The 14,074-nt window shown below is 34.8% G+C and carries 13 protein-coding genes, 1 pseudogene and 2 riboswitches; of the genes and pseudogenes, 8 read left to right on the top strand and 6 right to left on the bottom strand.

The features are described from left to right. The first annotated feature begins 261 nt into the window (after positions 1-261). From AC3WVZ_RS18820 to AC3WVZ_RS18800, 5 genes and pseudogenes are all read left to right on the top strand, one after another. Positions 262-1,554 carry a GGDEF domain-containing protein gene (locus AC3WVZ_RS18820; RefSeq protein WP_001023185.1) on the top strand — a complete coding sequence of 431 codons (1,293 nt, stop codon included), beginning with the start codon at positions 262-264 and terminating at the stop codon, positions 1,552-1,554. A 90-nt stretch (positions 1,555-1,644) separates the two neighbouring features. Then, positions 1,645-2,781, top strand: coding sequence for a serine hydrolase (locus tag AC3WVZ_RS18815; protein WP_142408325.1), 1,137 nt, complete (start codon positions 1,645-1,647; stop codon positions 2,779-2,781). 4 nt (positions 2,782-2,785) lie between these two features. Then, positions 2,786-3,664: an NAD(P)-dependent oxidoreductase gene (locus AC3WVZ_RS18810; protein ID WP_000400431.1), complete on the top strand. Its 879-nt coding sequence runs from the start codon at positions 2,786-2,788 to the stop codon at positions 3,662-3,664. A gap of 5 nt (positions 3,665-3,669) precedes the next feature. After that, positions 3,670-4,002 carry a DUF3909 family protein gene (locus tag AC3WVZ_RS18805; protein ID WP_000365619.1) on the top strand — a complete coding sequence of 111 codons (333 nt, stop codon included), beginning with the start codon at positions 3,670-3,672 and terminating at the stop codon, positions 4,000-4,002. Positions 4,003-4,125: 123 nt separating this feature from the next. Beyond that, positions 4,126-5,495 (top strand): annotated as a pseudogene (locus tag AC3WVZ_RS18800) (IS1182-like element ISBth7 family transposase); the annotation flags it as partial. A 144-nt stretch (positions 5,496-5,639) separates the two neighbouring features. Here AC3WVZ_RS18800 and AC3WVZ_RS18795 read toward each other — a convergent pair. From AC3WVZ_RS18795 to AC3WVZ_RS18770, 6 genes are all read right to left on the bottom strand, one after another. Further along, positions 5,640-5,915, bottom strand: a complete 276-nt coding sequence (locus tag AC3WVZ_RS18795) for a hypothetical protein (protein WP_000054659.1) — start codon at positions 5,913-5,915, stop codon at positions 5,640-5,642. Positions 5,916-6,201: 286 nt separating this feature from the next. Beyond that, positions 6,202-6,714, bottom strand: a complete 513-nt coding sequence (locus AC3WVZ_RS18790; protein ID WP_000057314.1) for a 1,2-dihydroxy-3-keto-5-methylthiopentene dioxygenase — start codon at positions 6,712-6,714, stop codon at positions 6,202-6,204. After that, entirely contained in the window at positions 6,692-7,330 is a 639-nt protein-coding gene (locus tag AC3WVZ_RS18785; RefSeq protein WP_000811341.1) for a methylthioribulose 1-phosphate dehydratase, read from the bottom strand. The genes AC3WVZ_RS18790 and AC3WVZ_RS18785 overlap by 23 nt, the downstream gene beginning before the upstream one ends. After that, complete coding sequence (locus tag AC3WVZ_RS18780; RefSeq protein ID WP_000027461.1) at positions 7,327-7,986, bottom strand: 2-hydroxy-3-keto-5-methylthiopentenyl-1-phosphate phosphatase; 660 nt, start codon at positions 7,984-7,986, stop codon at positions 7,327-7,329. The genes AC3WVZ_RS18785 and AC3WVZ_RS18780 overlap by 4 nt, the downstream gene beginning before the upstream one ends. Further along, entirely contained in the window at positions 7,983-9,227 is a 1,245-nt protein-coding gene (gene mtnW, locus AC3WVZ_RS18775) for a 2,3-diketo-5-methylthiopentyl-1-phosphate enolase (protein WP_000014181.1), read from the bottom strand. Before mtnW ends, AC3WVZ_RS18780 begins: the two co-directional genes overlap by 4 nt. Before the next feature lie 64 nt (positions 9,228-9,291). Continuing rightward, positions 9,292-9,397, bottom strand: a riboswitch (SAM riboswitch). A 64-nt stretch (positions 9,398-9,461) separates the two neighbouring features. After that, a complete protein-coding gene (locus AC3WVZ_RS18770; RefSeq protein WP_229173946.1) occupies positions 9,462-10,640 on the bottom strand; it encodes a pyridoxal phosphate-dependent aminotransferase in 1,179 nt (392 codons plus the stop codon). Between the two features lie 14 nt (positions 10,641-10,654). Between AC3WVZ_RS18770 and AC3WVZ_RS18765 the strand changes: the two genes are divergently transcribed. The 3 genes from AC3WVZ_RS18765 (at position 10,655) to mtnA (ending at position 14,061) form a co-directional block, all read left to right on the top strand. Continuing rightward, complete coding sequence (locus AC3WVZ_RS18765) at positions 10,655-11,518, top strand: carbon-nitrogen family hydrolase (protein ID WP_002204714.1); 864 nt, start codon at positions 10,655-10,657, stop codon at positions 11,516-11,518. Positions 11,519-11,589: 71 nt separating this feature from the next. Beyond that, a riboswitch (SAM riboswitch) is annotated at positions 11,590-11,731 on the top strand. 90 nt (positions 11,732-11,821) lie between these two features. Next, positions 11,822-13,003 carry an S-methyl-5-thioribose kinase gene (mtnK, locus tag AC3WVZ_RS18760; protein WP_000542687.1) on the top strand — a complete coding sequence of 394 codons (1,182 nt, stop codon included), beginning with the start codon at positions 11,822-11,824 and terminating at the stop codon, positions 13,001-13,003. Further along, complete coding sequence (gene mtnA / locus AC3WVZ_RS18755; protein WP_000104604.1) at positions 13,000-14,061, top strand: S-methyl-5-thioribose-1-phosphate isomerase; 1,062 nt, start codon at positions 13,000-13,002, stop codon at positions 14,059-14,061. Before mtnK ends, mtnA begins: the two co-directional genes overlap by 4 nt. Positions 14,062-14,074 lie beyond the last annotated feature (13 nt).

Below are 14,074 nucleotides of genomic sequence, written 5' to 3'. Positions count from 1 at the left end.
AGTTATCGAATTTAAGAATATAATATCTTTATTTTAATTGTCAAGTTTTAAGAAATAAGCTAGGGCATTCATACAAACGATATAATTCCTATAATCATACACTAAAAAAGGAATTTATAGAGTGAAAAGGGAAGATAACATTCTCAATTAGCTTGTTAATATGTATTTCTCATAAATTAAAGTTTATTGGAGAACAGTCTTTTAGAAATGTTTGTGAGGAATTCAGTAGAACAAGATATATGAAGTGAGTGAAGACTAGTGATGAACATACTACATTTTTTATTAGAGAATACGGTTTTCCAAAATGTGTTACAAGATCTGCAGTTAAATGTCCTTTATATAGAAAATGGATGTAAACATCAACAAACGATAGAAAATATCCATCCAAAATGTATGTTTATAGCAAATAGTTTTGAAGAGGGCGAACTATTATTTCAAAGAACGAAACCGCACATTATAATTATGTATGTAACAGATTATTCTCAAATAAAATATATAAAGAATATGTATACCTCGCAAAGTACATTCATTGTCATTTGGGATCAACAAATAACAAAGGAATTTACAGATGTACTTGCATTAGGAATACGTAATATTGTAATAGCCCCTGTAACTCCGCAAGCAGTGTTAGAAGAAGTGAATAAGAGTTTGTATCAACTTTCTTTAGTAAGGCAAGTTAGTTTACAACAGGAACTGCTTCAAACGATGTTTGATTTTCAAAATGATTTATTATTTATAGTAGAAGATGATGAAATTGTTGATTGTAATACAAATTTTTTAACGTTTTTCGGATATGAAAATTTGTTTGCCTATCGCGAGCAACATTTAGTATTTGCTGAACATTTTATTAGAGAAAATGGATACTACTCGACGACGCATGATATAACATGGTTAGACGATACTTTATCAAGCGGTAGAAGAATTAAGATGTCAAATTATGAAGGGGCAGTATCTACTTTTCTATTACGTGCGACACCATTGCCAGAAGATTTATCAAGATTTATTGTAAAGTGCACGGAAATTACAGAATTAGATGAAATCTATCAAGAACAAGAAAGACTTGCTATGATAGATTCATTGACAGAGATTTATAATCGTTTAAAGTTTCAACAAATACTAGAGGTAGAATGGGAAAAGGTAATACGTAATGATGAGAAAATAGCAATTATTTTATTTGATATAGATAATTTTAAAACAGTTAATGACACATATGGTCATGATTTTGGCGATTTGGCATTAATACAACTTGCAGAGCTTATGAAATCTAAAGTGGAGCAGCAACATGTATTTGCAAGATGGGGAGGGGAAGAATTCATTATATTAGTGACAAATACAGTAGAAAAGGAAGCATTTCAAGTTGCGGAATCATTACGATTCTTCATTGAAACAAAGCAATTCACTGGAATTTCGAAGTTAACAGCTAGCTTTGGGGTTGCGTTATATGAACAAGGAACTACAAGAGAAGAATTAATGCAACGAGCGGATATTGCATTATATGAAGCGAAAAAAAATGGAAAGAATCAAGTATGTGTGTATAGAAAAGAAAAAATGTGATTTTTCGCAACAAATTGTTGCGATTTTTTTTTATTGTTTGATAATAGAATAGGGGGACAATTTTTAGCGAAGGAATTATGGAGGATCAATATGATAAAAAAAGTAATGGTGGTGGCTTCACTGTCTGCTATAGTTGGCGGCGGAGTATACTATTTTCTTGTTAGCCCCAATATAAAGGAAAACACTGTATTAACAACTAAAGTGAATCCTACTATTGAATCGGAAGTACAAGGGAATATAGAAGAAAAAGAAGAGCAACAAATTGATTATGCTAGCATATCTCAAAAATTAGATCAATATTTAGTCGGAAAGCAATTCAATGGAACAGTTTTGGTAACAGATAAAGAGCATGTTATATTGAATAAAGGATATGGGTATGCTGATGTTCAAAATAAAATAGAAAATACGCCTCAAACAAAATATCGTATCGGTTCTATTACGAAAACAGTCGTTGCCACATCTATTTTACAGCTGCAAGAACAAGGGAAATTGAATATTCAAGATAATGTAAATAAATATATTCCTTCATTTCCGGAGAATAAAAATATTACGCTATATCATTTATTAACGCATACCTCTGGTTTACCTGAACACGCAAAAGGCAATATTAATGCGGCTTCCCGCTTACAATTAATTAATTGGATTGGACGTCAAAATTTAGAATTTCCTGCAGGAACAGGTTGGAGATATACAGATTATAATTATATGGTGCTTGCTTATATAATAGAACATATATCGAAAAAACCTTTAGGAGATTACATAAAAGAAAACATATTTGTAAAAGCAGATATGCATGAATCCGGTATGGGAAATATGGTACCTGGAGATAAAAATTTTACAAAGGGTTATGTGAAAAAAGATCAAGAGCTTGTACCAGCGCAGAAGTTAGGCATGGATTGGCTATATGGTTGTGGTGAGATGTATACGACAGTTGGAGATATGAAGAAATTAGACGAAGCAATTATAAATGGAAAACTTCTTTCTGAACAAAGTATACAAGCAATGTTTTCACCTTCAGCAGAACGGAAATATGCATTTAGTTTTTATATATATCCAGATTATTTTCATAATCATGGTGTATTATCTGGTTGGAACACTTTCAATAATTTTAATAAAGAAAAAGGAACTTTTGTTATTTTATTTTCAAATGTGAAAAATAGTATGGATGATGACTTTAATAAAGAGTTCCGAAAGATGGTAAATGATTTATTAGGACAAAGGGGATGAGAAAATGGAACATAAAACTTTATCAATAGGTTTCATTGGTATTGGCGTAATGGGAAAAAGTATGGTTTATCACTTAATGCAAGATGGTCATAAAGTATATGTATATAATAGAACGAAAGCAAAAACAGATTCTTTAGTGCAAGATGGTGCAAATTGGTGTAATACGCCAAAAGAGTTAGTGAAGCAAGTTGATATTGTAATGACAATGGTTGGATATCCACATGATGTAGAAGAAGTGTATTTTGGTATAGAAGGAATTATAGAACATGCAAAAGAAGGTACGATAGCAATTGACTTTACGACATCTACACCTACTTTAGCAAAACGGATTAATGAAGTTGCAAAAAGCAAAAATATATATACGTTAGATGCACCTGTCTCAGGAGGAGATGTTGGTGCGAAAGAAGCAAAACTCGCAATTATGGTAGGTGGGGAGAAAGAAATATATGATAGATGCTTACCTTTACTTGAAAAGTTAGGAACAAACATTCAATTACAAGGACCAGCTGGGAGTGGACAACATACAAAAATGTGCAATCAAATTGCGATTGCTTCCAATATGATTGGAGTATGTGAGGCTGTCGCTTACGCGAAGAAGGCTGGACTGAATCCAGATAAAGTGTTAGAGAGTATTTCAACAGGGGCAGCAGGTAGCTGGTCATTAAGTAATTTAGCTCCTCGAATGTTAAAAGGAGACTTTGAGCCAGGATTTTATGTAAAGCATTTTATGAAAGATATGAAAATTGCTTTAGAGGAAGCAGAAAAATTACAATTACCAGTCCCAGGCTTAAGTTTGGCGAAAGAATTGTATGAAGAGTTAATTAAGGATGGCGAAGAAAATAGTGGAACACAAGTATTATATAAAAAATATATAAGGGGGTAAACGAGGTGGACCTTCAAAAGTTTGATGAGATGATTGATACTGTACAGCGAGCTACTTGTATGCAAATTAATGAAAAACAAAAAGAAGCTTTTAAACAAAAATATGATTTTGAACCAGAATTTGAATATGGAAGAGATGAGAAGGGACATTATGTAATTCGAACCTCAAAAAAGATGTTAGAAGAAATGGAGTTTTATTTGGCATTGAAATATGATCGTGATGGAGTGGATCTTTATATGCAAGCTGAGATTGATGGTATATTTCATGTATCTGTTAGCTATGGCGAAGATGCCCTACATCTACAAGAATTGTTTCAATTTCTAGAAGAAAATAAATAAAAGTCCTCATTTGAGGACTTTTATTCAGGCTGTGGAGAAAGTCTTCTCCACAGCCTGTTTTTGTGTCTGAACCTCTTTTTATGTGTCAACACTGATAAAAAAGAGGAAAAGGAGAGATTTTTTATGATGGGTGCTTTAAAAAATCATCGTGATGAGCGTGTATCTGTTTCTGTAGAAGAGTTGGTTCCACAAGATCATTTCCTTCGTGCAATTGAAGCGACAATTAGTTTTGATTTTATTGAAGAGAAGTTACGCCCTTATTACTGTGAAAACAATGGACGCCCGTCCATTCATCCTATTGTTTTATTTAAGATGATGTTTATTGGATATTTTTACGGTATTCGTTCTGAGCGTCAATTGGAAAAGGAAATTAAAACGAATATTGCCTACCGTTGGTTTTTAGGGTTTTCTCTATCGGATACTATTCCGGATCACTCTACAATCAGTTGGAATCGTCGTACTCGTTTTATTCATACAAATATTTTCGAAGAAATTTTTGATGAGATTGTGAGACAAGCGACGGAGCACCGGATGGTAGGAGGACGTGCACTGATGACAGATTCTACACATATTAAGGCCAATGCCAATAAAAATAAATTTGTACATAAATATAAAAAAGAAAAAGCAAAGTTTTATATAGACGAGCTAGAAGCTGCGGTAATCGAAGATCGTGAGGTACATGGAAAAAAGAATTAAAACCTAGAAAGGAAAGTGATACCCCTACCAAAAAAACTCGTATAAGTACAACGGATCCAGATAGTGGATTTTTAATGAGAGATGGAAAACCAAATGGTTTTCATTTCTTGGATCATCGTACGACTGATGCGAAGTACAATATTATTACAGATACCTATGTAACGGCTGGAAATATGGCAGATTCCGAGCCGTATTTAGCACGCCTCCAAGCTCAGATTGATAAATTCGACTTCAAAGTAGAAGCTGTTGCCCTTGATGCTGGCTATTTTACAGGATATATCTGTAAGAAACTATCAGAACGGAATATATTTATGGTGATGGGGTATCGCCGATTTGGAAAACGGAATAAAGAAGTACCGAAAAGCCAATTTAAATATGTAGAAGAAATGAATGTTTTCGCTTGTCCGATGGGATGTATTCTAGAATATGTAACAACTGATCGTGAAGGATACCGTCAATACAAATCGAATCCAGAAGACTGCGCTGTTTGTCCGTTACGTGAGGTGTGCTTTTCAAAGAAACAAAAACAAAAAGTTATCACTCATCATGTGTGGGAGAAATATAAGGATATTGCTAGAAAAAACAAGCTAACAGCTACAGGGAAAAGGTTGTATAAAGTACGCTGTTCCACTATAGAGCGAAGCTTTGCAGACGCCAAAGAACTACATGGCTACCGCTATGCCCGGTTTCGAGGGCTGAAGTCTGTCCAAATGCAAGCTTATCTCACCGCAGCTTGTCAAAACATGAAAAAAATAGCCCTCCACCTGACCAAAAAGGGTCAGGTGGAGGGCTATTTTTTAAAATTCTATTATTTTATGTTGTTTTTATTCGCTAAAATCAAAAAAGATTCCAGAGTGTTGGGAACCCTAAAGGGTTTCCCAACACTCTGAATAAAAGTCCTCATTTGAGGACTTTTATTTAGTCATCTTTAATTTTTATAATTATAAGTTAGAAGCGCGTCGGCATCGTTCAACCGGGAACGGGATAATTTGTGCGATGTGATTAGGACCAAATTGTTTTGTACGAGCATGGCGTATTATATAAAAAGCACACAGAATTGAAACAGGAATAGCGCCGAATAAACCAAATAATAAAGCGCTTACACAAGATGCGACAAATCCTAAAACACCAATTTCTAACTCTTCCATAATAGCTCCTAAAATAACAGGAAATGCTCCACATGTAACTCCAAGTATAAGTGCGATAAGTAAGCTCATGATTATCCCCCTCTGTTTGCGATATTATTTTCCTTCTAAGTTAATTGTAGTATATCACATATAAAACAGAATTTTCAGAAAAAATTCAATAAATGTTCAAAAAATGTTCGAAAAATGCACTTGAAAAATTAAGGTGTAAATTTGTGATGAAATGGTACTTTCAAGTAAATAAAAAATCAGACTTATTTCAAAATGAAATAAGTCTGTTCCATAGGAGGATGTATATATGTAGAGTGAATAAAAGTTTGGAAAAGGGGGTCCAAGTCCTTTTATTCAACTAACTACCTTAATAGATTGGAACCCAGCCTTCAGTTGTCACAAAAATACGAATAGCTACAACTTGGCGATCATCTTGCAAGGTAAAATAATGTCTTGCATTTTCAGGAACAGATATTAAATCGCCTGGCTCAAGTTCAACATCAAAGAATTTCCCATCTTTACCTTCAATAGCGAAAATGCCGTGACCACTGACGATAAAGCGAACTTCGTCATCTGTATGATGGTGTTCCTTTTGGAAATTAATTAATAATTCGTCAAGGTTAGGTGTGCTACTTGAAAGTGAGATTACATCATGTGCTTTATAACCTCGACGTGCTGAAACATCAGCGATTTCTTTTGAAAAAATAGCTAATATTTCAGCTTTGTTTTCATCTGTTAACGAATAATTTTCATTTAAATGAGTAGGAAGTTTAGAAATATTCCATTTCTCATATAAAACGCCTTCCTCTTGTAGAAATTTAGATACTTCCACTTCATTTTCAATACGAGTATTTACTTCATGAATACGAATTTGCGCCATTAGAAACGCCTCCTTGAATTGATAATAGTTTTATATGAAATTGGAATAAAAACTCATAAGCTTCTAATCTCTTCTTTGCATCAAAGCTATCTCGGCCCCATACGGTAATACCGTGGTTACGGATTAATACTGCACCCGAATCTCCTTGTATATGCTTTCGGAAGTTTTCTCCAAGTGTTGGGATATGGGCATGGTTTTCGATAATAGGAATGTGAATGGTTGCACCTTCTTCCCAAATATCGAGAGCTTTAATAATTTCTTGATTTTGAAGGGTGACTGCATCACTATATAAATTTGTGATGACATTATTATCGGTTGTATGAACATGAAGTACGCAACCGGCATTCGTATTGTTATAAATGTGTGTATGCAATATTGTTTCTGCTGAAGGGCGTAATTCAGTCTCTAAAACGGGAACTCCTACATGATCTACTAATAGAAAATCATCTGGAGTGGTTTTTGTTTTATCTTTACCGCTTGCCGTAATAAGAAAAGTAAGTGGTTCATGACTAACCTTTATAGAAATATTACCACTTGTTGCTGGGAACCAATTTCGTGTTGTTAACTCTTTTTTTATCTCGCTTAAGTCATACCATTGACGAAAAAGTTGTTTCATGCCTTCACCTCCAACAAAAGTTTTAATTCAGCTTGCACATCTTGAAATGTTTCAAACGGTGTATAAGCAATATGATTTTCTTCACACTTTGTAATAAGAAAATCGCGAGCGAATACTTTATCAGCTTGTTTCGCGGCTTGTAAATCAGTAATAGAATCTCCAATTACAATATGAAAGTCATCTGTATCACTTAATTTACGGATTAATGATGATTTACATAATCCGCAATGATTTTGACAATGATCATCACAAGAATGAGGCCATTTAACTGTAATAAACTCTGCTGAAAAGTCTGTTTCATTACAATAAATTTGCTCTTTTGGAATGATTCCTTGTAAGAGTGGATAGACGAAGAAATCCATTCCACCTGATATCACGTAAAAAGAAATGTTATTTTCCTTTACGAATTGTATAAACTCATGAAAACCACTACGGATTTCAGCAGTTTCTATTAAAAATTGAATAATATCATCGTGCAGATTAGTAGGTATTAATTGAAATAATTGAGAAACACCTTCTTGAATGGATAGTTCTTGTGATAAAATTTTATTCTTTACTTCTTCGGCTTCTGGTGGTGCGAATTTTTCCATAATGGACATAATGTTATCATTATTTGTAATCGTGCCATCGAAATCACAAAATACTTGAATACTCATAATTTCACCTCATAAGAGGGATTTCCCCATATTTGTAGTGCACTATGCAAATTTATGTCGTCTACTTCATGGAGTGGTTTATTTTGCAAAGTAGCATCAATTGCAGTACGGAAAGCTTTACCGCCGCCTTGCGCTCCATTTGGATGTCCGTGTATCCCGCCGCCAGCATTAATAACAACATCTTTACCGAAATCTCGTACAATAAAGGGAACGAAACCAGGATGAATACCAGCAGACGGAACAGAAAAGCTCTTCTTGAAAGATGCATCGTCTTCAGTTAAATATTTTGAGATAGCAAGAGCCTCCTCTTTTTCTAGCGCAACACTTCCGTATGGAGATGGGAATAATGAAAAGTCAGCCCCAGCATAACGTAGTAGCTTTCCAAGTAATAATGGAGATGAAACTCCATATAACTTGGATGCTGAATAAGCACCACTTACAGCAGGATGTGCCATAATAGGAACTGGGATTTCATCATCTTCTGCAAGTGATTGTAGTACATCTAGTCCGTAAGCAAATACGTTAAATAATAGAATATCAGCTCCAGCTTGCACTGCACGTTTAGCATTTTCTTTTAAATCAAAAGTTCGTCCTGTTAAATTTACGGCATATAACGTTTTATGTCCGTATGTTTCATATACGGATTGTAAAACTTCTTTTCCAGATACAATGCGTTTCGTAAGTGGTGTTAATGCATTTTCAAATAATATTTCATCATCTTTTACTATATCTACACCACCAATTGCTTGATCGCGTAATTGCGTTTTTAAATACCCAATGTTTCGTCCAATCATTCCTTTAAAAATACTCATTAAAAGGGGACGATCATGCACTTGTAAAAGATTTCGAATACCATCTATCCCGAATTTTGGACCAGGAAAATGTTTTTTTAACTCGTCTGAAAAAGTTAAGTCAATTAATTTTACTTCGCCATCAAGTGATAGCTTTCCAAATGTAGTCGTTAAAATCGCTGGTAAATCTGGACTGAAGTTTAATAGCGGATATTCGATTTTAATAATTCCGCGTTTTACTTTTTTACGTAAATACGAATTGGTATGTTCATGTTCAGCTAATTCCTCAACATGAATGACGTTGCCTTTATGCTGCTTTAATTGTTCTTGCAATAAGTGTGGCAAATGAGTCCAAGAGCCAATTGTTAAACCGAGTGCAATTTGCTCAGCTTTTTTTTCTAAGTTATGTGAATCATCATGGATTAAATACGTCGCTATAATTCCGCTCATTGTTATAACCTCCTAGTTAAATAAAAAAACCTCTCAGCTAAGGAGAGGTTTTTTTACAACCAGCTCCTTATCTGTCAGCGTAATGCTGCGAGAATTAGCACCGTGTCTACAATTGTAGATCGGTTGCCGGGTTTCGTCGGGCTCGTCCCTCCACCTGCTCTTGATAAGAAGTATTTAGAAATGTTTAAATTTTTAAGATAACTGAATTTTGTCAGATATTTTTCGTGTTGTCAATTACTTTTTGAAAAAATTTAATTTATCAATTCGATTAATGGCTTCTCGTAATCTATCTTCTGTATGCAAGAGACCAACACGGACATACCCTTCGCCATGCTCACCAAATCCGACACCAGGAGCAACTGCGACATGTGCTTTTTCTAGTAAAATATCAGAAAATTGCTCAGAGGTGTATCCTTTTGGAACGGGAAGCCATGCAAAGAACGATCCTGTTGGAATGTCTACATTCCAACCAATTGAGTGACAGGCTGAAATAAGAGCGTTTCTTCGAGATTCGTAACTATTTACAAGGTCTATTACACAAGAATGTGAACTTAATAGCGCTTCTCGAGCGGCATCTTGAACTGCACCGAATATACTAACATACATATGATCTTGTAATAGGTTAATTGTTTCAATCACACTTTCATTCCCTACAGCAAAAGCGATGCGCCAGCCAGCCATATTGAAAGTTTTTGATAATGTGTAAATTTCAATTCCTATATCTTTCGCACCATCTGCTTGCAAGAAACTAACAGGTTTTTGACCATCAAATCCGATAGCGCCATAAGCAAAATCGTGAACAACTAATATATTATGTTTATTAGCAAAGTGAATGGTTTCATCAAAAAAATCTTTTGATGCAGTAGCACCGGTAGGATTATTTGGATAGTTTAAAAACATTAATTTTGCACGCTCTGCAATAGAGGCATCAATGTTCGTATAATCTGGTAAAAAGTTATTTTCTGCAATAAGTGGCATTCTTTCAAAGTGTGCTTTTGCTAAAGCAACCCCTGATAAATAATCTGGATAACCTGGATCCGGAACGAGAATCGTATCACCAGGATTTGTAAAACAAATCGGTAATTCTACTAGTCCAGCCTTCCCACCAAACAAAATAGCAACTTCAGTTTTTGGGTTTAATTCGACGCCATATTCACGTTTATAGAATGTAGCCACGGCTTCCTTTAAGCTTTCATGTCCGCGAAATGGCGGATATTTATGATGAATGGTCTTTTCGGCAGCATCTTGTAAAGCTTTTACGATATGCTGCGGTGTTGGTTGATCTGGATTACCTTGACCTAGATTAATAACATCGTGACCAGCTGCAACGACTTTGTTAACTTTTGCAACAAGTGAAGCGAAAAATTGTGTTGGCAATGATGTTACTATCTCAGAAGGTTGAAATAATTTCATACTTTCCACCTCTTTTGAAAGTTGTTACAATTCTAGTGACAAATGATATAATCTTTCCAGTATTTTGTAAAGAGAAAAATAAGAATGGGGCTGAAAAAATGAAAGTCGCATGTATTCAAATGGATATTGTTTTTGGAGATGTAGAAAAAAATATTGAGAATGCTAAAAATAAAATAAGTGAAGCTATGAAGGAAAGGCCAGATGTTATCGTCTTACCAGAACTATGGACAACAGGATATGATTTAACGAGACTTTCTGAAATTGCAGATAGGGATGGAGTGGAAACGAAAGAAAAGTTAATAGAATGGGCGAAGCGATATGATGTACATATTGTTGGTGGGTCCATAGCAAAGCAAACAGAGCAAGGCGTTACAAATACGATGTATGTTGTAAATAATGAAGGACAGTTAGTCAACGAATATAGTAAAGTACATTTATTTCAGCTTATGGATGAACATAAATATTTAATAGCTGGTAATGGTACGGGCGAATTTAAGCTAGATGATGTTGAATGCGCTGGAACAATTTGTTATGATATTCGTTTTCCAGAGTGGATGCGTGTTCATACTGCTAAAGGGGCAAAAGTATTATTTGTTGTAGCTGAATGGCCATTAGTTCGTTTAGCACATTGGCGTTTGCTATTGCAAGCAAGAGCAGTTGAAAATCAGTGTTATGTTGTTGCGTGTAATAGAGCAGGGAAGGATCCGAATAATGTGTTTGCAGGTCATTCTTTAATTGTGGATCCTTGGGGTGAAGTTGTAGTAGAGGCGAATGAAGAGGAATCAATTTTATTTGGAGAGCTTGAATTCGAGAAAATTAAAGAAGTACGTAAAGGAATTCCAGTTTTTGCGGATCGCCGTCCAGAATTATACAAATAAAATGTTGACAAGTGATTTTTATTCTTGGTATAGTCTTCAACATAAAGTTAAAAATTCAAAAAATTATACAACTCTTATCAAGAGCAGGTGGAGGGATTTGGCCCGATGAAGCCCAGCAACCGACCGTAATACCATTGTGAAATGGGGCGTTTATTACGCCAAAAGGCACGGTGCTAATTCCAGCAGAAAGTAAAACTTTCTGGCAGATAAGAGGAGAGAAGATAAACTTCAAACCTCTTTCTTAGTGGAAAGAGGTTTTTCTATGTTAGAAAAACCTCTGAATTTAAAAAGGGGGAGAAGAAGATGGGATATTATTCATTAACAGAAATAACAGCTGTACAATATGCGAAAGATTATGGCTATTTTGAAGAGAAGGCAAATGTCATTTGTCATGAAATTGGAGATGGAAACTTAAATTACGTGTTCAAATTAGATGATGGAGAGAAATCCATTATAATAAAACAAGCACTGCCTTATGCGAAAGTAGTTGGTGAAAGCTGGCCATTGTCTATAAAAAGAGCAACGATTGAAAGCAAGGCATTACAAATTTTTGCGCAGTATGTACCGGATTATGTTCCAGTAGTGTACAGTCATGACGAAGAGTTAGCGATAACGGTAATAGAAGACTTATCAAGACTAACAATTACAAGAAAAGGATTAATAGACGGAGAAGAATATCCGCTTTTATCCCAGCATATTGGTCGTTTTCTAGCACATGTTTTATTTTACACTTCAGATTTTGGTTTACAGTCAGAAGAGAAGAGGATACTAGAAGGTACCTTTGTAAATCCGGACCTATGTAAAATTACAGAGGATTTAGTGTTTACAGATCCGTTTGGGCATTATGATACAAATGATTATGAGCCAGATTTACAGCTCGTGGTTGATGAACTTTGGAGTGATAAAACTTTAAAACTAAAAGTAGCACAATATAAATATAAGTTCTTAACAAGAAAAGAAACTCTTATTCATGGTGATTTACATACTGGTAGTATTTTTTCGTCACCTTCTGAAACGAAAGTGATTGATCCAGAATTTGCGACATATGGCCCATTTGGGTTTGACATAGGTCAATTTATTGCAAATCTATTATTAAATGCGTTATCTAGAGAAGAAGAAAAGAGAAGTGTACTATTTTTCCATATAGAAAAGACGTGGAGTTATTTTGTAGAGACTTTTACAAAGTTATGGATTGGAGAAGGTGTAGAAGCATATACGAAAGAAAAACAATGGTTACCAATTATTTTGCAAAATATCTTTACTGATGCTGTTGGATTTGCCGGATGTGAACTAATTCGTAGAACAATTGGTTTAGCTCATGTAGCAGATTTAGATGAAATAGAAAATAAAGAAACAAGAATTCAAGCTAAGAAACAAGCGCTATCCTTAGGAAAAGAACTAATAAAATATGAATCTAAAAGTGCTGATATTCAACTGTTTCGAACATTATTTCAACAGACAGTTTCAAGGGGTGTAAAAGCATGAGTACAATCGTTACGGTTCCGAGATCTGTAAGTTGGAAAGGGGATGCAATTGCGGTATTAAATCAAACGAAATTGCCACATAGCACAGAATACAAAACATTAACGACTATTGAAGAGGTTTGGAAAAGTATCATAATGTTAGAAGTACGCGGAGCGCCTGCAATTGGAATTGTAGCTGCATTTGGCTTGGCGCTTGCAGCGAAAAAATATAATACTTTACATATCGAAGAATTTCAAAAGAAGTTTAATAGAGACTGTAACTATTTAGGGACATCACGCCCAACGGCAGTAAATTTATTTTGGGCAATTGATCGTATGAGAGAATCTATTCGAGAGATTACTACAATAAAAGAAGCGCAAAAAATATTAGAAGAAGAAGCGCTTCGCATTCAACAGGAAGATGAAGAGGTGTGTCGAAATATTGGGGAATATGCGTTAACATGTTTTAAAGATGGCGATAATATTTTAACAATCTGTAACGCTGGAAGTATCGCAACTGCCAGATATGGAACTGCATTAGCTCCCTTTTATATTGGAAAAGAGAAAGGTGTGCGTTTACATGCATATGCGTGTGAAACGAGACCAGTTTTACAAGGTGGTCGCTTAACGACGTGGGAATTGAAGCAAGCAAATATTGATGTGACCCTTATAACAGATAATACTGCAGCTCATGCTATTCAAACGAAAGAAATAAACGCAATTATTGTGGGGGCGGATCGAATTGTCGCAAATGGAGATACAGCCAATAAAATAGGGACAATGAATTTAGCTATTTTAGCAAAGTACTTTAATATCCCATTTTACGTTGCTGCGCCACTGTCAACATTTGATGTTACGAAAGAAACTGGAGCCGAAATTATTATTGAAGAAAGAGATGAAACAGAAGTTACGAAAATCTTTGGAAAACAAGTAGCACCAATTGGAACGGATGTTTATAATCCAGCATTTGACATAACACCGAATGAATTAATTACAGGAATTATTACTGAGAAAGGTATTATACGCGGGGACTATAAACGAGAAATTGCATCATTATTTGAAAAACAAGCTAATACATAATAGCTTGTTTTTT

The organism is Bacillus sp. CPT56D-587-MTF (genome assembly GCF_058792335.1).
Note: the sequence above shows the minus strand (reverse complement) of the source record. Positions and strands in the feature narration are given on the sequence as shown.

Excerpts from the sequence above, each read along its gene's own strand:
- AC3WVZ_RS18820 (WP_001023185.1), top strand. The coding sequence starts at position 262 with ATGAACATACTACATTTTTTATTAGAGAATACGGTTTTCCAAAATGTG.
- AC3WVZ_RS18815 (WP_142408325.1), top strand. The coding sequence starts at position 1,645 with ATGATAAAAAAAGTAATGGTGGTGGCTTCACTGTCTGCTATAGTTGGC.
- AC3WVZ_RS18810 (WP_000400431.1), top strand. The coding sequence starts at position 2,786 with ATGGAACATAAAACTTTATCAATAGGTTTCATTGGTATTGGCGTAATG.
- AC3WVZ_RS18795 (WP_000054659.1), bottom strand. The coding sequence starts at position 5,915 with ATGAGCTTACTTATCGCACTTATACTTGGAGTTACATGTGGAGCATTT.
- AC3WVZ_RS18790 (WP_000057314.1), bottom strand. The coding sequence starts at position 6,714 with ATGGCGCAAATTCGTATTCATGAAGTAAATACTCGTATTGAAAATGAA.
- AC3WVZ_RS18785 (WP_000811341.1), bottom strand. The coding sequence starts at position 7,330 with ATGAAACAACTTTTTCGTCAATGGTATGACTTAAGCGAGATAAAAAAA.
- AC3WVZ_RS18780 (WP_000027461.1), bottom strand. The coding sequence starts at position 7,986 with ATGAGTATTCAAGTATTTTGTGATTTCGATGGCACGATTACAAATAAT.
- mtnW (WP_000014181.1), bottom strand. The coding sequence starts at position 9,227 with ATGAGCGGAATTATAGCGACGTATTTAATCCATGATGATTCACATAAC.
- AC3WVZ_RS18770 (WP_229173946.1), bottom strand. The coding sequence starts at position 10,640 with ATGAAATTATTTCAACCTTCTGAGATAGTAACATCATTGCCAACACAA.
- mtnK (WP_000542687.1), top strand. The coding sequence starts at position 11,822 with ATGGGATATTATTCATTAACAGAAATAACAGCTGTACAATATGCGAAA.
- mtnA (WP_000104604.1), top strand. The coding sequence starts at position 13,000 with ATGAGTACAATCGTTACGGTTCCGAGATCTGTAAGTTGGAAAGGGGAT.